Genomic DNA, 23,365 nt, shown 5'->3' on the forward strand with positions numbered 1-23,365 from the left:
CATGGCCTTAGACCGCATTCGTTTAGCTTCACTTCACGACAAAGTCATGAGTGCTGAGCAAGCTGCAACCTTTATTGAAGACGGTATGACCGTTGGTATGAGTGGATTCACCCGTGCTGGTGAAGCGAAAGCAGTTTCTTTGGCGCTTATTAAGCAAGCCAAAGCCAATCCACTAAAAATCACCCTGATTACGGGTGCGAGTTTGGGTAATGATTTAGATAAACAATTTACTGAAGTCGGCCTACTTGCACGTCGTCTACCGTTCCAAGTTGATAATACGCTCCGTCGTGCCATCAACAATGGCGAAGTGATGTTTGTTGACCAGCATTTGTCTGAAACTGTAGAGCAAATGCGTAATCAACAGCTCAAGCGTCCTGAAGTTGCCGTTATTGAAGCGATTGCAATTACTGAAGATGGTGGGATTATTCCAACGACCTCAGTCGGTAACTCTGCTAGTCTTGCGCTGTTCGCTGATAAAATTATTGTAGAAATCAACACATCGCTTGATCCAGCATTTGAAGGTCTGCATGACATTTTCATTCCTGGTCAACGCCCAACGCGCCAACCTATTCCATTAACTCAAATTGATGAGCGCATTGGTACAACAGCAATTCAAGTTGATCCGGCTCGCATTGTCGGTATCGTATTCAACGATACTGATGACTCACCTTCAACAGTGACTGCACCAGATGACGAAACACAAGGGATTGCCAATCACCTGATTGCGTTCTTTGAAAAAGAAGTGGCCGCTAAACGCCTCCCTGCAAATTTAGGTCCATTACAAGCTGGTATTGGTTCGATTGCCAATGCTGTATTGACAGGCCTAAAAGATTCGAACTTTGAAAACCTTGTAATGTACTCTGAAGTATTACAAGACTGTACTTTCGAATTAATTGATGCAGGCAAAATGACTTTTGCTTCAGGCTCTTCAATCACGCTTTCCAAAGAATACGGTGACAAAGTCTTTGGCAACATCGAAGCTTACAAAGACAAATTGGTTCTCCGTCCACAAGAAATTTCAAACCATCCTGAGCTTGTACGTCGTCTCGGTATTATTGGAATCAATACTGCACTTGAGTTTGATATCTACGGTAACGTCAACTCAACTCACGTTTGCGGTAGCAAAATGATGAACGGTATCGGTGGGTCAGGTGACTTTGCGCGTAATGCAAACTTGGCTATTTTTGTGACCAAAGCAATTGCAAAAGGTGGAGACATCTCTTCAATCGTTCCAATGGTTTCACACGTTGACCATTCTGAGCACGATGTAGATATTCTTGTGACTGAACAAGGTCTTGCTGATCTTCGCGGCTTAGCGCCACGTGAGCGTGCACGCGCAATTATCGACAACTGTGCACACCCACTGTATCGCAATGCGCTAAACGATTACTTTGATCGTTCATGTGCTAAAGGCGGTCACACACCACACCTGTTGCGTGAAGCCCTCTCTTGGCATGCAAACTTTGAAGAAACAGGTAACATGTTGGTTGAAAAGAAAATTTCTCAACCTGCATAAGCCGATCAGGGCAATACTTTAAACTAAAGACTTTAAACCTAGAAATTTAAATCAAATCCTTAAAGTAAAAGACCAAAAAAATCCTCCTAAATTTAGGAGGATTTTTTTATCAATACTGATAAGCATAAGCCAAGCCCAATATATCCTGACTCATCTTCAAATTGGCCTCACCTCCACCAAAAGCTGCTGGAATTGACCCATTTCCTTTCAGGTCTTTTTCAAATGCATGGGTATATGCCACACTCCACGCTTGATGAGCATCGATCTCCCATGTTGCACCAATACTGGCATGGTCTTGTACAACAGCAGGTGCAAGGATATTTAAAAAGCTTTGACTGGCAGGTACTGGCTGATCACTATGACTATAACCGGCACGCAACAGCAATTTCGGATGCACCTGATAATTCACCGCAAGTTTATAGACATTGATATTATTCCAACCAAAGCCTGGCCCCTGTCGGTCCCCAAAGCGCTCACCCTGTTGTAACCGATTAATGTCAAAACGATTACCAACAGAAATCAGATCGGCATAAAGAATTCGCTGTACATCGGCTGCTAGCGTTAACTGCGGTGTAACCTTGTAGGCGACACCAAGCGCATAATTTTCAGGGACATCAAAGTTGCCCTGATCCGCAAACAAGCCCTGGTATTCAGCAAAACGATCTGCTTTAATTTTAGAAGCATAGCTCGCCCCCAAACTTAGGCGTTGATCTAAAAATTTCCCAGCCCACCCCACACGCACACCAATTCCCGCAGCACTGTCCGCACCCTGATTACTCAAATGCTCAGGATCACGTGAAAAGCCAGCAAAACCATTTAAGCCTTTAGCATCAAAGCGCTGGTATAAAAAATTGGTAGCCACACCAATCGATTGATGAGCCGTATATTGCCAAGATACAGCAGGAGAAACAAAGACTTGGCTTAAATTCACCCCTGCACTACCCTGATTACCAAAAGCGGCAAAGGGATTAGATTTATAGCCAGTATTCATCCCACCATTGCCGTAAAGTGCAATCCCAAGCGCGACCTGATCATTAACCGCATGGCGATAGGCAAACTCTGGTATAACAAAATATCGACGAGCATTGCCATCATATTGTCCATTTGCACCCGCGGCATTTCCTTTAATTTCAGCTGAACGATCGGGTGAGAATAATGTGGCACCCAGATTAAATTGATTATTTACCCAACTTAATCCTGCGGGATTACTGGCAATGCTTAAGGCATCTTGAAAATGAGCTGTGGCAGCTCCAGCATTACCCTGCGCCTTAACCCCAAAACTATGCATAAAATAACCGTTGGTTGCGTATGCCGGCAGACAAAAGCCAGACAACAACAAACTTAAAGTCAACGGTTGAACGACGGCTTTCATGGCTGCACCTACTTCATCCAAAGAACATTCAGACCAATATAGGAGCATCCATCTAAGCTGTAATCGAAGATAATTTTTTATCTTTATTCTATTTACTCACAAGCCGAAAAATCAGCTCAATGTAGCTTCCCCAAACGCAATAAAATCGGAAAATGTAACTCAATCAAATCATGATGTGCTGCGAGATAAGCACGAATCTCTGCGAAAGCATCTGTCACATGCTGCTGACGATAATGCTTCAACGCAGACCAGGTATCCAAATAATTTAAAAGCTGCTCACCAGACCACGCATATTGCATTTGGTAGTCTGCTGTCGGTATCTCATTAAAAGGAAACGGGATACTTTGATAGCACTCATCAATATAACTTCGCTCTGCGTCCCAATGACCTTTTAGCGTCTCATAATAAAGCTGTTGGACCAACTGATTTAATTCGGGTGTCTCAATCTCAATCAAACCATAGCCAACCACTGCAAACAGTCCATCTGGCTTTAAGCAGCGTTTCACTTCAGCATAAAATTTATCAAAATCAAACCAATGAATTGCCTGTGCTACGGTAATGAGATCAAAGCTATGCGGAATAAAACTGGTTTTTTCTGCGGCCTGAACTTGATAGCTAACATTCTCAAGCGGTGGTGCCTGTTGCACTTGCTGTAAACTTAAATCAGTTGCAACCACGTGATCAAAATAAGGCGCCAATAACTGGGTAAACTGCCCAGAACCTGCACCACAATCCCAAGCCAAGGTGGTTTCAGCAACATGCTTAAGCAACTCTTTCACTATCGCTACGGGATAACTTGGTCTCGCCTGCTGATACAGCTGACTTCCTGTCGAAAATAAATCTTTCATTTTTGTTTGGTATCACTGACGATCGTTCATAAAAGCAACTATAACCGAACAACATGTAAGCATTGTGGATTTTCTCACTTCAGCCTAGATTGTAATGACTCACAAATACCACGTAGCCCACCTTACAAAGCGCAAAACTTTTTAACAGACGAAAAAAAGCCCCAAATTAATTGAGGCTTTTTAAAATATGGTGGCGAGACCCAGGTTCGAACTGGGGACACACGGATTTTCAATCCGTTGCTCTACCGACTGAGCTATCACGCCGATGCGGTGTATTAAGCCGTATTCACCGTAACTTGTCAATTAAAATCATCAAGTTTCCAAACGAGTGAATATTTTTTACCCAAAAAAAATCCCCGATTGGAATCGAGGATTGAAAACTGAAAATACGTTTTAAAATATGGTGGCGAGACCCAGGTTCGAACTGGGGACACACGGATTTTCAATCCGTTGCTCTACCGACTGAGCTATCACGCCAATGGGGCACATTAAACAATGTTACATAATAATCGTCAAGCCCCAAATGCGGAAAAACACCACGTTCGCTTATTTTTAATGCAATACACGACGAAATCGTCTTAAATTTTGCCTAAGTGCGCCAAACAGCGATGGATTGCGCCACACCCTGGCTCAAAAGCCCTGACATTTTTCGCTTCTTCAAATCGGCAAACTTCTGCAACCAGCCTTTCTGCAACGCCTCGACCACGATTGGCAGGATGCACAACAATATTTTCCAATACTTTGGTTTCGCCTTGACCCGTACACCAAATTGCACCAATAATTTTAGAATTAAATTCTGCTGTGTAAACTAAGGTATACTGTGCAAGGTTTTGCTCAAGTTGCTCAATGGCGTCTTTCCCGTCACCAAACTCAGGACTGGTATCATATAATCGTTCCAATTGATCACGAATCTCATGTTTTTCAATTGAAGTGTAAGCATGTACGGTGATAGGCATTGATTAACCCTCCAGAGCAATCTAATATGCCGTGACTTTGTCACAGCCTATATTTTTAAATCAAGCATTTTTAACGTTTTTTGAGGGACTTGTCGATGACACAGCGTATCAGTGAAGTAGTGAGAAACACCAACGAAACCAAAATTCGAGTTCGTGTGAATCTTGATGGTACTGGTCAAGGCAGCCTCAATACCGGTGTTCCATTTTTAGATCATATGATCGATCAAATCAAGCGTCATGGTTTATTTGATATTGATATCCATTGTGATGGCGATGTTGACATTGATGATCACCACACCGTAGAAGATTGTGGCATTACCCTTGGTCAAGCCTTTGCACAAGCGCTTGGTGATAAAAAAGGCCTAAAACGTTATGGCCATTTTTACGCCCCACTTGATGAATCTTTAAGCCGTGTTGTGGTTGATTTATCTGGTCGTCCGGGCTTGTTCATGGATATTCCATTCACCCGTTCGCATGTTGGCCGCTTTGATGTCGATTTATTTTCCGAATTCTTCCAAGGCTTTGTAAATCACGCCTTAATGACGTTACATATCGACAATTTAAAGGGCAAAAATAGCCACCACCAAATTGAAAGTGTATTTAAAGCCTTTGCCCGCGCCTTGCGTATGGCATGTGAAGTAGATCCACGTGCTGAGAATATGGTTGCGTCAACCAAAGGGACACTTTAATGACTCGGATTGCCCTCTTAGACTATGGCATGGGAAATCTGCACTCTGCCGCCAAAGCACTTGAGCATGTTGGCGCACGTGTCGATGTAACCAATGATCCCAAGCTTATTGCGCAAGCCGATAAAATCGTCTTCCCTGGTGTGGGTGCGATGCGTGACTGTATGCAAGGCATGCGTGAAGCTGGTATTGATGACGTGGTTAAAAACGCTGCCTTCAACAAACCCGTTCTCGCGATTTGTGTGGGTATGCAAGCCCTGATGCATCATTCTGAAGAAAATGGTGGCAGTGAAGCCTTAGGCATCTTTGACGGAACAGTCAAACATTTCCCAGATGTACCGCATTTAAAAGTGCCGCACATGGGTTGGAATCAAGTGCAACAACACGATCCCGAACACCCGATGTGGCACAACATTGAGCAAAATAGCCGTTTTTATTTTGTGCATAGTTATTATGTTAAGCCACAAGACAGTAGTATCGTTGCCGCACATTGCGATTATGCACTGCCATTTTGTGCTGCGATTCATAAAGACAATTTATTTGCGACTCAATTCCATCCTGAAAAAAGTCATACCGCTGGTTTACAGCTGTTAAAAAACTTTGTGGAATGGAAAATCTAAGCCAATTATTCAATCATTTATATTTAGATCAAGCCGGTTCGCTGGCTTGATCCTTATCTGCTCGGTCTTTTAGTATTTAGTATTGAAATGACCCACAAGTCCAATATTAACTACTTTGTACTTTCTGATTGATGAACGAAACCACCGGCGATCGGGGTGACCTGAATACTAATTTCGGCATTTAAATTTAATGCAGCATATCTGGCTTTGATTTCAGCCATCAACTGTTCAACCGTTGCTAGGCTTAAATCGGCAGAGCATGGCCGTGGATCTTGATGAAAGGCCGTATTTTTCGATTCCTCTTTGCCTTCAAAGACCCAACGCTCACTCACTCCCAATATTTTTGCCAACTCAATTAAGTGTTGTGCAGACGGAATGCTTGAGCCTTGCAACCATTGCGTGACGGTCTTTTTAGAAACACCAAGCGCATCAACCAAGTCGATCTGTTTTAAGTTCTTATCTTTAATTAACTGCCTGATTCGCTTAACACCATCTAATAAGAGATCGTCGTACTTATCATCCATCGTCACGCTTCCTATTTTAAATCGCTGGCTAAACCGTTCAACCCATTGACTGAATCAACAACGATTGAATGGACTTAAGGTGATATTTAACATTTAAATATCATAGCCTAAAAGCCATTTTGAAACTGTAACTCTGCTTTGATCTCCTGAAAAAATAAAAAGCTGCCGCAGAGACTTAGCGATTAGAGAATACTTTGTTAATATGTCACACAATTAATTCATGATGACAACAGCCAAGGAGCGCAAGCATGCTGATCATCCCCGCAATTGACCTAAAAGATGGTCAATGTGTTCGTTTAAAACAAGGTCGAATGGAAGACAACACCGTATTTTCAGAAGATCCAGTGGCCACTGCACAGCATTGGGTGAATGAAGGAGCACGTCGCCTGCACCTTGTTGATCTAAACGGTGCTTTTGCGGGTACGCCCATTCACAAGCCTGTGGTCGAAGCGATTGCGAAAGCACAGCCTGATCTACCAATTCAAATTGGTGGTGGAATCCGTTCATTAGAAACCATCGCGCATTATCTTGAAGCGGGTGTTTCTTTTGTGATTATTGGAACCAAGGCCGTACAAGACCCCGCATTTGTTGAGCAAGCCTGTAAACAGTTTGCAGGCCATATCATTGTCGGCATTGATGCGATCAATGGCATGGTTGCAACCGATGGTTGGGCCAATGTGACTGACGTGAAAGCGACTGACTTAGCAAAACGTTTTGCTGATGCTGGCGTATCTAGCATTGTCTATACCGATATTGCACGTGATGGCATGATGCAAGGTGTAAACGTTGAGCAAACTGTTCATCTTGCTAAATATTCAGGTCTTCCTGTGATTGCTTCTGGTGGCGTCACCAATCTTGATGATGTGCGTCTACTGCAAGGTCAACCTGGCATTCTTGGTGCGATTACTGGTCGTGCGATTTATGAAGGTACGCTTAGCTTGCGTGAAGCACAATTGATTCTAGACCAATCATCATTCTAAATCATAAACTTATATCGTCTTGAAAGAGGCCAATGTGGCCTCTTTTTTGTTCCTATTTTTTCTCCCCCTTTTATTAATATTTCGACAATTTATGACCCAGCATCCCGCTCCTTGGTTTAAAACCAAAGCACCGCAATTAGCGCTGTTATTTATGACGCTAATTTGGGGTGGCACTTTTCTGATCGTTCAATATGGCCTAAATTATAGCTCGCCATTATTTTTTGTTGGCTGCCGTTTTGCCGCAGCGAGTATTGCCGTGGGATTGCTGTATTTCCGTCACTTAAAAGGTATACGCCTGAAGGATGTGATTGCTGGTGCCTGTATCGGTGCCACCATTGCCGCAGGTTACAGCACACAGACCATTGGCTTACAAACGATTAGCAGCAGTGAATCCGCCTTTTTAACCGCACTGTATGTGCCACTGGTACCAGTTCTATTGTGGTTGATCTTCCGCAAAAGCCCAAACCTCATGACTTGGGTTGGCGTGATACTGGCCTTTATTGGTTTGATCATGCTGACTGGAAATGGCTTAGGCCAGCTCAATTTCAACTTTGGTCAAACCATTACCATGCTCGGTTCGATTGCCATTGCCTTAGAAATTATTTTAATTAGTTTTTTCTCGAATAAAGTTGATCTCGCCAAAGTCACAGTATTACAACTCGGCTTTGCTTCAATCATTTGCTTTGCGATGATGCCAATTGTCGGTGAACATGCGCCAAACGAATTTTCATGGATATTGGTGGCGATTACGGTCGGACTTGGTCTTGCCAGTGCGTTTATTCAAATGGTGATGAATTGGGCACAACGCTTTGTCGATCCGGCACAAGCTGCGATTATTTATGCAGGCGAACCCGTGTGGGCAGGCATATTTGGTCGTATTGCTGGTGAGCGCTTGCCTTTTATCGCCTTATTGGGTGGGGCTTTGGTGGTGTTTGCTGTGATTATCAGTCAGTTAAAACCGAAGTTCCTTAAGTCTAAAGCTGTATCGAAGGATCTGTCTTAATCGACTCCTGAGCGACTTGAATATCAATGGCACTCCGTTTCAGACTTTGCATGCTTAAGTAAAATACGAGTTTGATAATATTCAACACTCGGCATTGGTGCATAGAAATGGTGTAGTAAGGCTTTCCACTCCAGATAAGCCGCTGACTGTCTAAAACCATGTTGATGATCCTCAATCCGTTCCCAAACAATCATTAAAATATAACGATCTGCTTGAGTCGCATGCTTGAGCAATTGCAGTTCATGAAAACCAGAGATGCCCGCAACTAAACCTTTGGCTTGCTGCATCGCTTGTTCAAAGGCCGTTGATTGATCTGGCTTAATCTGTAAATAAACGTGCTCAATAAACATCAGTGTCTCCATCCTTGGAATCAAATATAAACAGCGCTGTGTGACTACCTTAAAATTTGCCTAAACATTCGCTTTAAAATTTCAGCACGTTAAATGGGGAAATCATCCAAATCAACAATAAGAGATTAAAGACGATGGTCAACCGATAAATCTTTAAAAAAGGTTGTTTCTGAGTCTTATGACGCAGGCGCTGTTGTGCCAACCAAGCCGCTGGCCAACCCCCAAGGAAGGCCAAAACATGTAGAGTCTGTTCAGCAATGCGACGACGACCGAGTTGTGCTGCTTCTTTGTCTTGGGCATAGCACCAATAGCAGATCAGATTGATCAATAGTAAAAATAACAGCAATAAACTCGGTAGCATGCCGACTGCGGACAATATGCCAATCCCAATAATATAAGCTGCGATAAGGATCTGCATCGGCTGTAGACGTTGGCGATGACCTGAACTGGCATGTGGTGCAGGCTTGGGGGCTCTTTGCGTTTGGGTTTGTGAGGCTTTTAAATACACCACTTGACTGGCTCGATAACGCCCTTTGCCATCAATTACCGCTTTATATTCTAGAGCACAACCAATAATTGGACGCGGCCCTTGCCGTGTAAAATCTTTGATATGCAAAAAAACCCGTGCTTTGGCGGCATCATCAGGTTGAATAAAACCATAACCTTGATCATCAAACCACTCGACTAACCGACCTTGATCACGCAATGCATTTCCCCTTTTCAAACACCCAATGGGTTAAAGTTTCCATTAAGCCAATACAGAATTTAAGCGTTCCATCAGCATATTACGCATTTCTAATGGATTTTTATGCAAGATATCATCACCCGTGCGGGCATGCATTTTATTTTTAAGCGCAACACCCAAACGCATTAACCAAAAACGACATGCTGCAACGGCCAAATATACATCTAGACAGGCTGACTCATCTACTGTGAGTCGACGTATCGCCTGATAGGCAGTAAGAAAAGCATCTCGTTTCTCTAAATCTAATGTTACTGCTGGGAAATTGGTGCAGAAGTCATTGATACTGATCGCAATATCAAATAAATACTCATCTCGATTCAGTTCATAAAAATCTAAAATACCGCTGAGCCTGCCTTCTTGGAATAAGGTATTGTCCCGAAATAAATCTGAATGAATCAAGCCCTGTGGGCGATCTGGATGTTGTTGCTTTTTAACTTCAAATACGTCCATTAACTGGGTTAATAGCGCCCTATCTGCTGGCTGCATGCTGACTTTTAAATCCAGTGCGATCTGCTTCCAATACTGATGATTGCGGTTAAATTCACGTTGTAACGGCAAGTCTTTGAGCGCCACATGCAATTGAGCTTGCGCACGAGCAACCGCTTGGACTTGTGCCAGTGTGGTCTGTTCTGGATGTGAACCATAAAGGCGTGGTGCAATTTGTGCAGGTTTGTCGGCCAAAGTATGAATCGCCTGCCCTGCATATTTTAATGGGCCTGCCACTGGTAATCCATGTTGCGCCAATTGGTCAAGTACAGGCACAATTTCACCTGCTTGCGCCGCAGTCATCTCTTCAAAGACCGTCAAAACATACTGACGTTGATCGGCACATTGCAGAAAGTAGTTGGTATTTTGAATGCCTGCTTGAATTGGAATCAGTTCAATCACTTTAAGTCCATAAGCTGCTGCAAATAATTGGACCTGCGCCAAACTTAAAGTGGTATACACCGACATAGAAAACCTGCGATAAAAATGAAATAAGTTTGATAGAATACTCGTTCCCACTCTGTAGGTGTAGCACCTCACGAGTAGAGTTACATAATCGCCTGTTATTTTTGGAAAAAATTATGCTTGCTAAACGTATTATTCCTTGTCTCGACGTAGATAATGGTCGTGTGGTCAAGGGTGTACAATTTCTTGATATTCGTGATGCAGGCGATCCTGTTGAAGTGGCACGTCGTTATAACGAGCAAGGTGCTGATGAAATTACCTTTTTAGACATCACCGCCACCTCGAATGGCCGCGATACCACCTATCGTACCGTTGAACGTATGGCAGAAAGTGTTTTTGTTCCGTTGACCGTCGGCGGTGGGGTGCGTAAGGTTGAAGATATTCGCCTGTTGCTAAACGCTGGCGCAGACAAAGTCAGCATTAACTCTGCTGCTGTGTTTACCCCAGAATTTGTTCAAGAAGCATCACAACGCTTCGGTGCACAATGTATTGTGGTGGCGATTGATGCGAAAAAGACCGCTGAAAATAAATGGGAAATCTTTACCCATGGTGGCCGTAAACCCACGGGCATTGATGCCATCGATTGGGCTGTTAAAATGGCCGAATACGGTGCTGGCGAATTGTTGGTTACATCGATGGATGCAGATGGTACCAAAGCGGGATATGATTTAGCCCTCATGCGCCAAATTAATGATCGCGTCAATATTCCAACCATCGCCTCAGGTGGTGTTGGTAATTTACAACATTTGGCTGATGGTATTCTCAAAGGCGGTGCCGATGCGGTGCTTGCTGCGAGTATTTTTCATTTTGGACAGCACAGTATTCCTGAAGCTAAACAGTATCTTGCAGCTCAAGGCATTGAAATGCGTCTCTAATCGAACAATGTGTTGTTTAAGGACATCCGTACTCTGCGGATGTTTTTTTTGGAAAGTACAAAATATTAAAGCGTTGAAAAAAAAACGAGCAAAAAACCAAACCAGAGAAATATAAAAAAAACATAAAAAAAAGGAGCCCTTAGGAGACTCCTTATAAAGTGAGAAACTACAGCGCTTGTGTCACTCAATTTAAACTGATATGTGTATATTGCACATATTTAGTATAATACCTGTTTTTTCTATAATGTCGACAAAAAAATTAACTTTTTTTGTGTATTTAGCCCAAATATCACATCTATCTTGCTATTTATGTTTTTCAAGGAAAAAAATAAGAGGCTATATCAGCCCCATTGCTCATAAATTTAGCTTATTTTTCAATCAATTATGAGGTTCCGGCAAGGCCTTCGCCACCCACTTGGCTGGAAAATAACGTTCGACAGCCTGATTCAATACTTTTGAAAATATGGCTGGCAAAGGTACACCCAAAGGATTTTTTTCTTGTAAATCAATAGATGAAATGACGCGTGTGCCCATCACATAATCAAACCATGGTTTAGTCACACACCAGTTGGCATCTTGATTGGCATTCATATGATGATCATAGTGCCAAGGAATGGTTTTTTTGGCCCAACCAGGCTGCAAATGAGAACGTCGATGTACGTAATAGTAATTACAGGCACTATAAACGGCAGCAGCACTCATGCCTTTGGAAATGGGATAAAAAATCAAGCCTGCTGCACTTGCAACCACAGCCAAAGAAATAATTTCATTCTTGGTCCGCCAGTTGCTAATCCCCTCAACATAGCCATCATCATGAAAATCCTGTTTCACCACTTCGCGATGATGCGCCCAATGTGATTTCATACTATGTGGCACAGGGCTATAACGGGGTTTTCCTGGTCGATGGGTACCATGCAAAATAAACTTATGTGCAACCCACTCAAACCCATTCGCCAAAACCAATCCAACTACAAATCCTTTTATCATCATGATCTCCCACTTGTTTTATGCTTAATATAGGCAATTCCATCGCAATGATATTGACTTTTAAAAGCATAAAAATTGACAAATCACGACAAAGCAGTAGGCTAAGTACTTTGGCCTGATGAACTGATCTTTTCAGCACACTGCAATGACTCAACTATCGACATCTAAAGCATTGAAAGACTATTCTGGTTCCGTCTATGGCGGACTTGGCCAGTTGCTGTATGGCTATTGTCAGGTAAAAGGCATCGCTATTTCCCCGCAATTACAACAACTTCAACAAGTGGAGCGCTTTGAGTTTAGTGTTTGGCGTGAACGATTAGATGAGATTGCGCAGCACAGCTCAAGTCCAGCACTCGGCCTTGAAATCGCTGAATACATTCAACCCAAGCATCTTGGGGTGATGGCCTATATTGCGATGTCCTGTCACACCTTGGCCGAAGCACTGGCGCGTTATCATCATTTCTATCGTTTGATTTATGATGGTAGTCATTTAGAAATTGAGGTTAAAGGTGCGCTGCTGCATATCCGTTGGGCTGAGCTTCCCGCACATTTGATTACCCCACTGACTGCTGAAATTGCGGTGGCACTCTTGGCACAGTTCTTAAAACAATTTCTAGATATCCAAAAAATTTGTTTTGAGCAAGTCAATTTTGCCCATCATAGTAGAAAGACCCTCGTTTATGAGCAGTATTTTGGGTGCAGCGTAAAGTTTGGACAGGCGCATACTGAACTGATTTTACCGTTAAATATACTGCAACAACCGATTCGACAAGCCGATCCCACCCTAGAACAACTCTTGATGCAACAGGCACAAGCCTTATTAGATAAACTGCCACACAGCACTCAATTGGATCAGCGTTTGCAACAAGCCATTTTGCTGGGATTACAACGAAATAACTATCAGATTGAGCATATTGCGGATCAGCTTAAACTCTCGGTCAGACAACTACAACGTCATCTGCAACAGCAAAATAGCCGCTATCAACACCGCGTACAACAAGTCCGTCATATGCTCGCTGCGCAATATTTGCAAGACCCACATCTCAGCTTGCATGAAATTGCGCTGCTACTCAGTTATTCCGAACAAAGTGCTTTTCAACGAGCCTTTAAACAATGGACCGGACACACACCAAGGCAATGGCGAAAGCAGGTTTAATCCGCGCTATAAAAATGGGTTTTCTATTTCACCTTGTTGTGCAGTTTCAATTTTCTCAGGCAAATGCTTTTCTTGTTCAAGTGCCGTCACCACATCATTAAAAAAAGCCTGTAAGGTCTTTGCAATTAGCAGGCCGTCTTGGTCTTTATTGATTTGTAAATTGCCATACAGATTAATATGATCCAGATCATTTTCTAAAGTGAGATCATGGATCGCATGTGATTCGGTTCCTTTTTCAAATGGTTTAAACATGCCATTCCCTCATCATTAATATTGAAGACCTAAGCGACTTTGACTACGTTGTAGCACAAAATAGAGTACCCCGCATAGCAACGCCAAGCATATAAATAAGTTGTTATTTAGGCAAGGATTAACGGGAATCTTGCATAAGAGAACGTAAGGCCGCACTGATGATTTGTTTGACTAAATCCGTAATCGTTGACTCACCAGATGCTGTCGTTGTGCTAGGTGCTGTCGTTGTACTGATTTCTTTGGCGCCAGACTGCGGTTGAAATTGTTTTTGCAACGCTTTCATGTTGTCGGCAGATACCCCTTGGGCACATTGACTCTTACCATCCCAATGTGAATATGCAATTTTTTGATTGGGTTTAACTTGGCTGGCACTGAGTGGCAATTTATAGGTATTACGCTTTTTATCTTCGTTCAACTGCGGAAAAATATTAATCCCCAACTGCTCTTCTAGTTCACAGACACTAATGACCTTCACCTTTAACGAGTTATCATTTGGCGCATAATAAGCACCGATTACACCGGTTTTGGGAATATAAATCGCTTTATAAACAGCTGTGGGTACAATCACTCCATTCCCAATGGTTTTTAATTTTTTCCCTGTAAAAACAGGACCAGTCACCACATAGACCTCTTGCTTCTGTTTGGTCACCAGCGCGCGGGTCGCCTCTTCCAGCTCACGCCACACTTGTTGGTTATTTTTCGGGGCTTGCGGCACCATATTGGCGAGAGAAAAACTATCCGCCTGAGATTGCTTATTCGGCATATCCCCATTGGGTGCCATATGACCGCGATCATAGCCAGACCCACGATAATCTGCGAGCACTGCACGATGTGGTGCACTGACCCGGGTTTCTTCATGGAAACTGTCTTCACGTTTAATTTTCTGGCTCAAACGAGCAGGACTTAAATGTTCTGCAGACCATAACGGTGTCTTTGACATACCCGAATACATGACATTAAAGCCATTGAAACATAAGGCATAACTATTTTTATTCAGACTTTCTTTTTGTAGAAATGGCGGTTGTTCACGATAAAACTGACTTAGACATTGTGAATCAGCAGTCGATATCATCGGAATATTTGGCACATATTGCGTGATTTTGTCCTGTCCTGTCGCAAATGCAATCACTGCAGTGACTACGACGCCTACCAGCACTTTCACTTTCATCCCAGATGATTTCAAACCACACTTTCCTCTATCAATAGCACAGGCTCAAAATTGATGCATATCATCACAAAGCATGTAGCGCGGCTATAAATCGCGCTTAAGCAACCAATGATTTGAGGGATGATCAATCAAATTTGAGAAATTCTTAGCATTATTTTAGCATCAAGCCGTTGCCATCGCGGCAGTTTGCACCATCAAAGCGACGCCTTGTGTCGTCAAATGGCCTCAGATGTTCAAATAGCGAGCATTCTTACCCAGAACCACTGCAACAATAGTCCAATGTTAAAAAAACCAAGGACATCGCCTTGGTTTTGGTGTTGAGATCACACTTAGTTTTCAAATCAGCATGGCTTAAATCTGTATTTGACTGCCCATCTCTACCACACGATTGGGTGGAATCTGATAAAAGTCACTGACTGGACTGGTATTGCGTTGCATTGAAATAAATAGCTTTTCACGCCATGGTGCCATGCCATCACCAACAGTATGAATAAGACGATCACGCGAAATGAAGAAGCTGGTCTGCATCATATCTAATTCAAAATTGAGTTGCTCATAGGCTTGCTCTAACGCTTTTGGAATGTTCGGCTGGTCTTTAAAACCATAATAAACAAAGATGCGATAGAAACGCGGTGCCATTTGCTCCACTCGTACCCGCTCAATCAACGGCACATAAGGCACATCACGGGTAATGACCGTAATCATGATATTACGTTCGTGCAACACCTTGTTATGCTTAATATTGTGCAGCATCGCATGTGGCACAATATTCGGTGTCCCTGTCAAGAAAATCGCATCACCTGGCACAAAAATGGTTTCATCGCTCAGGCTAACGCTTTTAATAAACAAGTCCATGGGCAAGGCATCTTTTTCAAGACGCTTAAATACAATCGCTCGACCATCTTTCCAAGTCATCATGATGGTAAAAACCACAGCACCAATGAGAATTGGCACCCAACCACCCGCTGCGATTTTCAATGAGGTTGATGCCACAAAAACCAAATCGATGAGTAAAAATGGAATGGCGAACAAAGCCACTTTCCAAACTGGCCAACGCCAAAATCCATAGGCCAGCACCGAGATTAAAATCGTCCCGCAGAGCATCGTCATCGTCACTGCAACACCATAAGCACTGGCAAGATTTGCACTGGTTTTAAACAAGACAATCAAGATCAATACCGAGAAAAATAACACCCAATTAATAAAGGGCAAGTAAATTTGCCCTTGTTCAACATCTGAGGTGTGGTTTACGGCCAAACGCGGTAAATAGCGCAATTGAATTGCTTGATTGACCATTGAAAACACACCAGTAATCACAGCTTGAGAGGCAATCACCGCAGCAGCAGTGGCCAAACCAATCATCGGATAAAGTGCCCACTCAGGAACCAATAAATAGAATGGATTTTCAATCGCCGATGGATTACGCAGTAACAAGGCACCCTGCCCGGCATAGTTCAAGAGTAAAGCTGGCAAGACAATGATAAACCAAGCCAAACGGATCGGCATACGCCCAAAATGCCCCATATCCGCATAAAGTGCTTCACCACCGGTCATGGTCAAAATCACCGCACCCATCGTCAAGAACGCCACAAATGGCTGATGGAATACGAAATTAAGTGCCCAATGCGGACTGATCATGGCCAATACAAAAGGCGTTTGCATCACGCTCCAAAGCCCAAGCAGTCCAATCGATAAAAACCAAACAAGGGTCAAAGGGCCAAATAGCTTGCCCATGGTACCTGTACCATGGCGTTGTACCCAGAACAAACCTGCCAAAATGCCAATCGCCAATGGCATTAACCAGTCATTAAACATCGGCGTGGCGATACTGAGTCCTTCGATGGCAGATAACACTGAAATTGCAGGAGTAATAATCCCATCACCAAAAAACAGGGATGCCCCAACAAAGCCCAAAGCAATCAAATAGATTTTTTTATTTTCTGCAATTCGTGTGGTCCGAAGGTTAAGCGCCAAGAGCGACATAATCCCGCCTTCGCCATTATTATCTGCACGCATAATCACGGTGACATACTTAAAGCTGATGGTCAGCATCATGCACCAAAAAATCAGCGATAAAATTCCCAATACCGTTGCTTCAGTGATGGCAATATGTGCAGTTAAAAAACATTGCCGAAGGGCGTATAAAGGGCTGGTTCCGATATCACCAAACACGACACCAAGGGCAGCGAGAGTGATCGCGGGCATTGCCGCTTTTTTTGCAGTACTTTGCATATTTAGCCATCAATCTAGACAATATTTTTGCGAATCATATCACTGAGAAAAAACTTTTGCTCTAAATCAATTGTTTCAACTTGGCAGACTGGCTTTTTTTGGTTATTATCCCCCCGCGCAGTGGTGAGGTGTCCGAGTGGCTGAAGGAGCACGCCTGGAAAGTGTGTATACGTTTGCGCGTATCGAGGGTTCGAATCCCTCTCTCACCGCCATTTTCTATTCTTATAACATCCAATGTCATCTTAAAAGGCTTAAATCTAAAGGGTTTAGGCTTTTTTTATGTCTCATACAATCTACTTCATCTATTGCAATCTCGATATAGTTGGGGGTATAACTGGGGGTATAATAAATTACCCCCAAAATTATACCCCCAAATTTCTACGGAAAACGTTGCAATGCTTACAGATGCCAAGGTCAGAAAGATCAAACCATCAGAAAAGAAAACCAAATATCCTGATGAAAAAAGCATGTATTTGGAGGTTATGCCTTCAGGTGGTATGCATTGGCGTATGAAATTTCGCTTTAATGGCAAAGAAAATATTTTCAGCATTGGTTCATATCCCGAAACCACACTTGCTCAAGCGAGAAGGATTCGAGATGAAGCACGATTAAAATTAAAAGATGGGATTAATCCCAATGAAGCAAAAAAACAAAAGAAACAGCAAGTAGATGAAAATACTCTTTTTAAAGCGCTTGCTATGGAGTGGATGAACGACCGTAAAACCACCATCAAAGAAGTAACCTATTTACGTGATCTTTCAGTATTTGAAAAAGACTTATTCCCTACTATAGGTAACATGCCCATTGATCAAATCAAAGGTAAGGACGTACTTGCTTGTGCTAAGAAAATTGAAGCACGCGGTGCACAGGAAATGGCTAAACGTTCTATCCCTCTCGCGGGACGTATTTTCCGTTTTGCAATTCGCAAAGGGCTTATTGAAAATGATCCTACACCGCACTTAGGAGAGGCCTTAAAACCTCGAAAAACAAAGCATATGGCTCGTCTAGACATTTCTGAGTTTCCTCCTTTCCTTGAGCGTATGGATCGATATCATGGCAATCCAATGATCAAAACAGCCATTCAACTGATGACTTTAACTTTTGTACGTACAGCTGAGCTTAGAATGATGAAGTGGAATGAGATTGATTTTGATAATCATTTATGGAGGATTCCAGCAGAAAAAATGAAAATGGCACAGCCTCACATTGTTCCATTATCCAGACAAGCAATTGAACTGATTGAGAGCCTAAAACCGCTAACAGGCAATAAGCAGTATGTTTTCTATAATCATAGTACAGCCAAACCTATGAGTAGTAATGCCCTACTCTGTGTAATCCGCACTATGGGATATAACGGCAAAATGACTGGACACGGCTTTCGAGGGCTTGCATCTACAACCTTACATGAGCAAGGCTATATGCATGATGCAATTGAAATTCAATTGGCACATCGGGTTGGTAATGCAGTATCTCAGGCTTATAACCACGCCCAACACTTAGAATATCGAGTAAAGATGATGCAGGAATGGTCTGATTTTATTGATAGTTTGAGAGATGAGGCAGTGCCTTAAATTAGGACGTCTAGGTAAATCAGATAAAAAAATATTTATCTTTAGAAGAAAAAACTAGACAAACTTATTTCCGTAATAGCACACAAAAGAGATCTTTAAGTGATGAATTGTTCAAACCTAGTAGTGATCAATTGGCTACATGTATGAAAAGAAAAAGGCATGATACCTGCATTCAAAGTAAGAATTTCATCGAAAAAACTCCAAAACCATGGAACGAATTTAGAATAATACAAAAGAAAAAATCTTAATTTCAATAATAAAAATCGTCGCAGAGATAGTGACATAGCACACTTACTGACGGACTATGTAGTAAGAATACGAGTGAATCGTAGAGTTTATGGGACTAGATGAAAGTCGGATGAATGATAAAGAGGATATTATTTGAAGGTTGTGATTAAAAAATGAAATCTTAAAATTTAATTTTTTTGATTTATAAAAATAGCATACTATAATCTTTTGATCGTATTTATGTGTAATGTGAATAATTATGGAAGAGTTAATAAAAATAATTCCTGCTAATTTACCTGCATGGGTTTATGTTTTAATTATTATTGTAATAGTTATCGGACTCATTGGAATTGCAAAAATTACTGGGAATAGTCAAAAGAAAGTCAATAAATATTCTAATATTAGCCAAAGCGGTATAGGGAATATTCAACAGATTGGTGAAAAAATAGAAAATAAGGAAGAAAAATAATGCTTCCTAGTTTCCCTAGAAATGAGCTTTCAGAAATTGAACAAGGTGGAATTAATAATACTCAACAAGTTGCAATGGCGATTCATAATCACTATCCCACCACCCCTTTAGATGAATCAAAAAAAGAAGGCATTTTGCAAACTATTATTGTAAATCTAATTGAATTAGTAGTTCCAACCACGGTTGACGAGCTAGATGTACAGCCATATGAAATAGAAAAGAAAATAGATTTTAATAATTTGACTTATTATAAAGAACCTTTTGACTTTTATATGGACAATAAACAACTGATTCAATATAGACTAGATCATTTAGTCAACAATAGTGATCCTCTAGCAACCGAAAAATTGTTTAAAGTAATTAGACTCTCTTATTTCAAACATTTAAAATGTAATGATTCAAATGAAATCATACGATGTATGGAAGATGAGTTGAGTCAATCATTATTAAAGATTGATCCTTCTAATTTTGAAAACATAATGTACATACCTTCTATAATTTTTTATGTTTTTTCTGAATGTAAAATTTTTAAAAAGCCAAGATCATGATTTTATTATCGACAAAACACCCTCAGAACTCAGTTTATTATCTGGGATCAATTTTATTAGGAATTATTAACAGTAATTCCAATAATAACTTGGGTGTTTATAATTATTTTGAACTACTTAATGAAGTACAAGAAGTTTCAATGAATCGCTTCTTGTTGATTTTAGATTGGTTATACATGCTAGGAAAAATAGATTTAGATATTGGTAAGGGGTTGAAGTTGTGTATCTAAAATACTTAAAAATTACTGATAAAGATGACTTTTCTATAAGAAATATTGACTTTAAAAAAGGAGTTAATATTATTGAAGGTGTTGAAATAAATAATGATTCAACATCAAAAACTAATAGTCTTGGTAAAACAACGCTTCTTCGATGTATTGATTTTTGCTTATTGGGGAAATGGCAGTCAATTATATTTGATAAGGAGCTTAAAAATAGTAAAAATGATACAGTATTTAGTTTTTTTAAAGAGTCTCTGCCACATTTCGAGTTATTAGTTGCAAAGGATTTTGATAGTTCTTTTTCACCTAAGTTAAAAATTAGAAGACAGTTGATGATTAATCCAAAAGCAAAAACAGATAATTCTTTTTTTGTTGTTGATAACTATATAAATGATGTAAAAGTAAGCGAAGAAAAGTTCCAAAATGAAATCAAAAAATTTTTATTCGGTTTAGATGATAATAAACCGACTTTAAGGCAGCTTGTTCCAAAATTCATTCGTACATCAGATCATCAAATAACTAATATTATAAAGTATTTACACCCGACAACTTCAGGACTGGAGTACGAGACTCTACATTTATTTTTGTTTGATTTTCCTGATATGCAGCTTATTCACAATAGAGCAGAAATCGAAAATCAAATTGATATAAAAGAACAAGAAGTCAAGTCTCTGGAAAATTTATTAAGCACAGGTAAACGAGAAATTAATGATGTTAAGAAAATAGAGTTAGGCGAATTACAAGCAAAATATGACAACTTTCAGATATCTAAAGAATATGAGCGTGAAAATGATGAATTAGGTTTTTTTCAGGGAAATATTAATAAAACTAAGGCTAAAATAACTACAATATATCTAGATATGGATGTCTGGACAAAAAGATTACTTGAAGTTAATTCAAGTAAAAATATAGTCAATAGTGAAACTATTGAATATATGTACAAAGAGGCTGGAGTTTATAATGTTAAAATTCAAAGAAAATTTGAAGAGACAATTAAATTTCATAACGAAATGTTAAAAAATGAAGTTGAATTCATTAATAAATCAATTCACAAAAGTAAGAAAAGAATAAAAGAGTTAGAAAATGAGTATTCAATTTTAACTGACCAATATACACAATTGCTAAAAAAGCTAGGTTCAAGTGGTTCGTTAGCAGAATACACAAAACTTGGAAATGAAATAAATGAATTAACAAAACAAATTTCTGAAACAGAATCGCTGATAAATCAACATAAAAAAACTATTAATGATTTAAAGGATTTGAAAAGTAATTTCGACAATCTAACAGTTAAAATTAATGAAATTTTAGAAAAAATGCGACTAAAATTAGCTATTTTTAATCGCTATTTTTCTGAATATTCTAAAGTTCTCACGAATGATAGTTATATTATTTTTCCTTATGAAGATAAACTTAAACATATAACTCTCGTGCCAAAATCTGAAAATAATGACAGCCATACTGGTGATGGCATAAAACAAAGCATTATTGTTTCTTTTGACCTAGCCTATGTTTCATTTAAAAATGATCTTGCAATAGAGTTATCTCGTCCAAGTTTTTTTACACAAGATAAAATTGAAATTATTGACGTAAAAATTTTAGATAAATTATGATGTGGATCTATGATTTTAGACCACGTCTATAAGTGATAATCTACTCCCCAATAAGCATGGGAAATGCTTGTTTCTGGAGTCAACCATGACACGAAGAAAACGTCGTAATCACTCAGCAGATTTCAAAGCTAAAGTTGCTCTCGCAGCAATTAAAGGCGACCACACACTCGCTGAGCTTTCTACTCAATTCGATTTACATCAAAATCAAATCATTGATTGGAAAAATCAACTGCTTGAGCAATCGATCAATATTTTTTCACGACCAACAGCACAACAAGAACCAGAGATTGATCTTAAAGCTTTACATGCCAAGATAGGACATCAGGCATTGCAAATTGATTTTTTAGAAGGTGCACTCAGAAAAACAGGGCAACTGAGCGGCAAAAAATGATCGATAAGACCCATCAACTTTCGGTACGACAACAATCGCAATTGATTCAAATCAATCGCAGCACGTTGTATTACAAGCCCAAAGAGATTTCATCAACTGATTTGAGTTTAATGCGTCTGATTGATGAAATTCACATCGACTACCCATTTATGGGCAGTCGAATGATACGAGACATGCTACAGCGTCAAGGACATCAAATAGGTCGGCGTAAAGTCCGACGTTTAATGCGCTTGATGAGAATACATGCCTTGTATCCAAAGCCCAATACCAGTAAGCCTAATCTTGCACACCGTATTTTTCCATATCTTTTGAAAAACATGGTTATAGATCACTCTAATCAAGTCTGGTGTACAGATATCACGTACATTCCTATGGCTAAAGGCTTTGTCTATCTGTGTGCGATTATAGATTGGCATAGTCGTAAAGTACTGGCTCATAGTGTATCGATCAGTATGGAAACAGACTTTTGCATAGATGCGTTGCAAGAAGCAATTGTGAAATATGGTTGTCCTGAGGTGTTCAATACAGACCAAGGCAGTCAATTCACAAGCGAGGCATTTTTGAATGAGTTAAAATTGAGAAATATCCGTATCAGTATGGACGGAAAAGGACGGTGGATGGATAATGTGATGATTGAGCGTTTATGGCGCAGTGTGAAGCATGAGGAAGTCTATTTGAAGGCTTACGATACGGTTAAACAAGCAAAACAATCAATTGCTGAATATTTGGATTTTTATAACACGATACGTCCTCATTCAAGCTTGAATAAGGCAACACCAAATGAATTTTATGATCGACATTTACCAAAAGTAATGGCAGCATAATTTAAATATTTAGAGCGGATTTATCACTTATAAAACTAGATTGAGTGGTCTAATTAACGGAACCACATCATTAATCAATTTAATTAATAGTGTAGATTGTCAATTTATTTTTCCAATCATTAAAGATAAATTACGAGGAATCGAAAATTTTGATGAAAATAATGTGATTGTATTATTATCTGAAGATAATAAATTCTTTAATATTGAGAATTACTACTTTCAAAAGAATCAATCCAAGTTATTTATATTGTAAAACATTAGAACTCGTTTCAATTTTATTGA

24 protein-coding genes and 3 tRNA genes are annotated in these 23,365 nt (G+C 40.3%); 14 read left to right on the plus strand and 13 right to left on the minus strand.

The window, feature by feature from the left end; translation table 11 throughout:
* The first annotated feature begins 1 nt into the window (after position 1).
* Entirely contained in the window at positions 2-1,516 is a 1,515-nt protein-coding gene (locus FD716_RS16040; RefSeq protein ID WP_139853251.1) for an acetyl-CoA hydrolase/transferase family protein, read from the plus strand.
* Positions 1,517-1,625: 109 nt separating this feature from the next.
* Here FD716_RS16040 and FD716_RS16045 read toward each other — a convergent pair whose 3' ends face one another.
* The 5 genes from FD716_RS16045 to FD716_RS16065 all read right to left on the minus strand — a co-directional run bounded on the left by FD716_RS16045 (position 1,626) and on the right by FD716_RS16065 (position 4,692).
* Entirely contained in the window at positions 1,626-2,888 is a 1,263-nt protein-coding gene (locus tag FD716_RS16045; protein ID WP_139853252.1) for an OmpP1/FadL family transporter, read from the minus strand.
* Positions 2,889-3,004: 116 nt separating this feature from the next.
* A complete protein-coding gene (locus tag FD716_RS16050) occupies positions 3,005-3,736 on the minus strand; it encodes a class I SAM-dependent methyltransferase (protein WP_139853253.1) in 732 nt (243 codons plus the stop codon).
* Positions 3,737-3,924: 188 nt separating this feature from the next.
* A tRNA-Phe gene (locus tag FD716_RS16055) sits at positions 3,925-4,000 on the minus strand.
* Between the two features lie 137 nt (positions 4,001-4,137).
* Positions 4,138-4,213: transfer RNA gene (locus FD716_RS16060), tRNA-Phe, on the minus strand.
* Between the two features lie 101 nt (positions 4,214-4,314).
* On the minus strand, positions 4,315-4,692 hold the full coding sequence (locus tag FD716_RS16065) for a GNAT family N-acetyltransferase (protein WP_139853254.1): 378 nt from the start codon (positions 4,690-4,692) through the stop codon (positions 4,315-4,317).
* Between the two features lie 95 nt (positions 4,693-4,787).
* Between FD716_RS16065 and hisB the strand changes: the two genes are divergently transcribed.
* The gene (gene hisB / locus FD716_RS16070) at positions 4,788-5,381 is read left to right on the plus strand and encodes an imidazoleglycerol-phosphate dehydratase HisB (RefSeq protein ID WP_139853255.1); all 594 of its coding nucleotides are present in this window, start codon (positions 4,788-4,790) and stop codon (positions 5,379-5,381) included.
* Positions 5,381-5,998 (plus strand): imidazole glycerol phosphate synthase subunit HisH, encoded by a 618-nt coding sequence (gene hisH, locus FD716_RS16075; RefSeq protein ID WP_139853256.1) that lies wholly within the window; start codon positions 5,381-5,383, stop codon positions 5,996-5,998. The genes hisB and hisH overlap by 1 nt, the downstream gene beginning before the upstream one ends.
* A 110-nt stretch (positions 5,999-6,108) precedes the next feature.
* Here the strand turns inward: hisH and FD716_RS16080 are convergent, their stop codons facing one another.
* Positions 6,109-6,522, minus strand: coding sequence for a helix-turn-helix domain-containing protein (locus FD716_RS16080; RefSeq protein ID WP_139853257.1), 414 nt, complete (start codon positions 6,520-6,522; stop codon positions 6,109-6,111).
* A 248-nt stretch (positions 6,523-6,770) separates the two neighbouring features.
* On the opposite strand from FD716_RS16080, the gene hisA reads away from it, so the two are divergent.
* Both hisA and FD716_RS16090 read left to right on the plus strand, forming a co-directional pair.
* Positions 6,771-7,502, plus strand: coding sequence for a 1-(5-phosphoribosyl)-5-[(5-phosphoribosylamino)methylideneamino]imidazole-4-carboxamide isomerase (gene hisA, locus FD716_RS16085; protein WP_139853258.1), 732 nt, complete (start codon positions 6,771-6,773; stop codon positions 7,500-7,502).
* Positions 7,503-7,593: 91 nt separating this feature from the next.
* Complete coding sequence (locus tag FD716_RS16090) at positions 7,594-8,505, plus strand: DMT family transporter (RefSeq protein WP_171477064.1); 912 nt, start codon at positions 7,594-7,596, stop codon at positions 8,503-8,505.
* Between the two features lie 23 nt (positions 8,506-8,528).
* Here the strand turns inward: FD716_RS16090 and FD716_RS16095 are convergent, their stop codons facing one another.
* The 3 genes from FD716_RS16095 to FD716_RS16105 form a co-directional block, all read right to left on the minus strand.
* Complete coding sequence (locus FD716_RS16095) at positions 8,529-8,855, minus strand: antibiotic biosynthesis monooxygenase family protein (RefSeq protein WP_139853259.1); 327 nt, start codon at positions 8,853-8,855, stop codon at positions 8,529-8,531.
* A gap of 73 nt (positions 8,856-8,928) precedes the next feature.
* On the minus strand, positions 8,929-9,561 hold the full coding sequence (locus FD716_RS16100) for a DUF1294 domain-containing protein (RefSeq protein ID WP_139853260.1): 633 nt from the start codon (positions 9,559-9,561) through the stop codon (positions 8,929-8,931).
* A gap of 42 nt (positions 9,562-9,603) precedes the next feature.
* Complete coding sequence (locus tag FD716_RS16105) at positions 9,604-10,554, minus strand: homoserine kinase (RefSeq protein ID WP_139853261.1); 951 nt, start codon at positions 10,552-10,554, stop codon at positions 9,604-9,606.
* A gap of 113 nt (positions 10,555-10,667) precedes the next feature.
* Here FD716_RS16105 and hisF point away from each other — a divergent pair, with 113 nt between their 5' ends.
* Positions 10,668-11,426: an imidazole glycerol phosphate synthase subunit HisF gene (hisF, locus tag FD716_RS16110; protein WP_139853262.1), complete on the plus strand. Its 759-nt coding sequence runs from the start codon at positions 10,668-10,670 to the stop codon at positions 11,424-11,426.
* 378 nt (positions 11,427-11,804) lie between these two features.
* Here hisF and FD716_RS16115 read toward each other — a convergent pair whose 3' ends face one another.
* Positions 11,805-12,413 carry a hypothetical protein gene (locus tag FD716_RS16115; protein ID WP_139853263.1) on the minus strand — a complete coding sequence of 203 codons (609 nt, stop codon included), beginning with the start codon at positions 12,411-12,413 and terminating at the stop codon, positions 11,805-11,807.
* Between the two features lie 145 nt (positions 12,414-12,558).
* On the opposite strand from FD716_RS16115, the gene FD716_RS16120 reads away from it, so the two are divergent.
* Positions 12,559-13,569, plus strand: a complete 1,011-nt coding sequence (locus tag FD716_RS16120; protein WP_139853264.1) for an AraC family transcriptional regulator — start codon at positions 12,559-12,561, stop codon at positions 13,567-13,569.
* Positions 13,570-13,575: 6 nt separating this feature from the next.
* On the opposite strand, the gene FD716_RS16125 is transcribed toward FD716_RS16120, so the two are convergent.
* The 3 genes from FD716_RS16125 to FD716_RS16135 form a co-directional block, all read right to left on the minus strand.
* Positions 13,576-13,821 (minus strand): hypothetical protein, encoded by a 246-nt coding sequence (locus tag FD716_RS16125; protein WP_139853265.1) that lies wholly within the window; start codon positions 13,819-13,821, stop codon positions 13,576-13,578.
* Positions 13,822-13,939: 118 nt separating this feature from the next.
* A complete protein-coding gene (locus tag FD716_RS16130) occupies positions 13,940-14,989 on the minus strand; it encodes a DNA/RNA non-specific endonuclease (protein WP_139853725.1) in 1,050 nt (349 codons plus the stop codon).
* Between the two features lie 351 nt (positions 14,990-15,340).
* Positions 15,341-17,221 carry a potassium transporter Kup gene (locus FD716_RS16135; RefSeq protein ID WP_139853266.1) on the minus strand — a complete coding sequence of 627 codons (1,881 nt, stop codon included), beginning with the start codon at positions 17,219-17,221 and terminating at the stop codon, positions 15,341-15,343.
* Positions 17,222-17,343: 122 nt separating this feature from the next.
* Here FD716_RS16135 and FD716_RS16140 point away from each other — a divergent pair.
* The 7 genes from FD716_RS16140 to FD716_RS16165 all read left to right on the plus strand — a co-directional run bounded on the left by FD716_RS16140 (position 17,344) and on the right by FD716_RS16165 (position 23,083).
* A tRNA-Ser gene (locus FD716_RS16140) sits at positions 17,344-17,433 on the plus strand.
* Between the two features lie 183 nt (positions 17,434-17,616).
* Positions 17,617-18,792, plus strand: a complete 1,176-nt coding sequence (locus tag FD716_RS16145) for a tyrosine-type recombinase/integrase (RefSeq protein WP_139853726.1) — start codon at positions 17,617-17,619, stop codon at positions 18,790-18,792.
* 487 nt (positions 18,793-19,279) lie between these two features.
* Complete coding sequence (locus tag FD716_RS16150; protein WP_139853267.1) at positions 19,280-19,489, plus strand: hypothetical protein; 210 nt, start codon at positions 19,280-19,282, stop codon at positions 19,487-19,489.
* Entirely contained in the window at positions 19,489-20,037 is a 549-nt protein-coding gene (locus FD716_RS16155) for a hypothetical protein (RefSeq protein ID WP_139853268.1), read from the plus strand. Before FD716_RS16150 ends, FD716_RS16155 begins: the two co-directional genes overlap by 1 nt.
* Positions 20,034-20,267 (plus strand): ABC-three component system middle component 6, encoded by a 234-nt coding sequence (locus FD716_RS19455; protein ID WP_407641906.1) that lies wholly within the window; start codon positions 20,034-20,036, stop codon positions 20,265-20,267. The genes FD716_RS16155 and FD716_RS19455 overlap by 4 nt, the downstream gene beginning before the upstream one ends.
* Positions 20,258-21,868 (plus strand): AAA family ATPase, encoded by a 1,611-nt coding sequence (locus tag FD716_RS16160; RefSeq protein ID WP_139853269.1) that lies wholly within the window; start codon positions 20,258-20,260, stop codon positions 21,866-21,868. Before FD716_RS19455 ends, FD716_RS16160 begins: the two co-directional genes overlap by 10 nt.
* 85 nt (positions 21,869-21,953) lie before the next feature.
* Positions 21,954-23,083 (plus strand): IS3 family transposase gene (locus FD716_RS16165; protein WP_100833738.1). Its coding sequence is split into 2 segments (ribosomal slippage): positions 21,954-22,206 and positions 22,206-23,083, totalling 1,131 coding nucleotides; the frame shifts between segments, so codons are not numbered across the junction.
* The last annotated feature ends 282 nt before the right edge of the window (positions 23,084-23,365 follow it).

The organism is Acinetobacter pullicarnis (assembly GCF_006352475.1).
GTDB lineage: Bacteria > Pseudomonadota > Gammaproteobacteria > Pseudomonadales > Moraxellaceae > Acinetobacter > Acinetobacter pullicarnis.

Excerpts from the sequence above, each read along its gene's own strand:
- FD716_RS16040 (WP_139853251.1), top strand. The coding sequence starts at position 2 with ATGGCCTTAGACCGCATTCGTTTAGCTTCACTTCACGACAAAGTCATG.
- FD716_RS16045 (WP_139853252.1), bottom strand. The coding sequence starts at position 2,888 with ATGAAAGCCGTCGTTCAACCGTTGACTTTAAGTTTGTTGTTGTCTGGC.
- FD716_RS16050 (WP_139853253.1), bottom strand. The coding sequence starts at position 3,736 with ATGAAAGATTTATTTTCGACAGGAAGTCAGCTGTATCAGCAGGCGAGA.
- FD716_RS16065 (WP_139853254.1), bottom strand. The coding sequence starts at position 4,692 with ATGCCTATCACCGTACATGCTTACACTTCAATTGAAAAACATGAGATT.
- hisB (WP_139853255.1), top strand. The coding sequence starts at position 4,788 with ATGACACAGCGTATCAGTGAAGTAGTGAGAAACACCAACGAAACCAAA.
- hisH (WP_139853256.1), top strand. The coding sequence starts at position 5,381 with ATGACTCGGATTGCCCTCTTAGACTATGGCATGGGAAATCTGCACTCT.
- FD716_RS16080 (WP_139853257.1), bottom strand. The coding sequence starts at position 6,522 with ATGGATGATAAGTACGACGATCTCTTATTAGATGGTGTTAAGCGAATC.
- hisA (WP_139853258.1), top strand. The coding sequence starts at position 6,771 with ATGCTGATCATCCCCGCAATTGACCTAAAAGATGGTCAATGTGTTCGT.
- FD716_RS16090 (WP_171477064.1), top strand. The coding sequence starts at position 7,594 with ATGACCCAGCATCCCGCTCCTTGGTTTAAAACCAAAGCACCGCAATTA.
- FD716_RS16095 (WP_139853259.1), bottom strand. The coding sequence starts at position 8,855 with ATGTTTATTGAGCACGTTTATTTACAGATTAAGCCAGATCAATCAACG.
- FD716_RS16105 (WP_139853261.1), bottom strand. The coding sequence starts at position 10,554 with ATGTCGGTGTATACCACTTTAAGTTTGGCGCAGGTCCAATTATTTGCA.
- hisF (WP_139853262.1), top strand. The coding sequence starts at position 10,668 with ATGCTTGCTAAACGTATTATTCCTTGTCTCGACGTAGATAATGGTCGT.
- FD716_RS16115 (WP_139853263.1), bottom strand. The coding sequence starts at position 12,413 with ATGATAAAAGGATTTGTAGTTGGATTGGTTTTGGCGAATGGGTTTGAG.
- FD716_RS16120 (WP_139853264.1), top strand. The coding sequence starts at position 12,559 with ATGACTCAACTATCGACATCTAAAGCATTGAAAGACTATTCTGGTTCC.
- FD716_RS16125 (WP_139853265.1), bottom strand. The coding sequence starts at position 13,821 with ATGTTTAAACCATTTGAAAAAGGAACCGAATCACATGCGATCCATGAT.
- FD716_RS16130 (WP_139853725.1), bottom strand. The coding sequence starts at position 14,989 with ATGAAAGTGAAAGTGCTGGTAGGCGTCGTAGTCACTGCAGTGATTGCA.
- FD716_RS16135 (WP_139853266.1), bottom strand. The coding sequence starts at position 17,221 with ATGCAAAGTACTGCAAAAAAAGCGGCAATGCCCGCGATCACTCTCGCT.
- FD716_RS16145 (WP_139853726.1), top strand. The coding sequence starts at position 17,617 with ATGCTTACAGATGCCAAGGTCAGAAAGATCAAACCATCAGAAAAGAAA.
- FD716_RS16150 (WP_139853267.1), top strand. The coding sequence starts at position 19,280 with ATGGAAGAGTTAATAAAAATAATTCCTGCTAATTTACCTGCATGGGTT.
- FD716_RS16155 (WP_139853268.1), top strand. The coding sequence starts at position 19,489 with ATGCTTCCTAGTTTCCCTAGAAATGAGCTTTCAGAAATTGAACAAGGT.
- FD716_RS19455 (WP_407641906.1), top strand. The coding sequence starts at position 20,034 with ATGATTTTATTATCGACAAAACACCCTCAGAACTCAGTTTATTATCTG.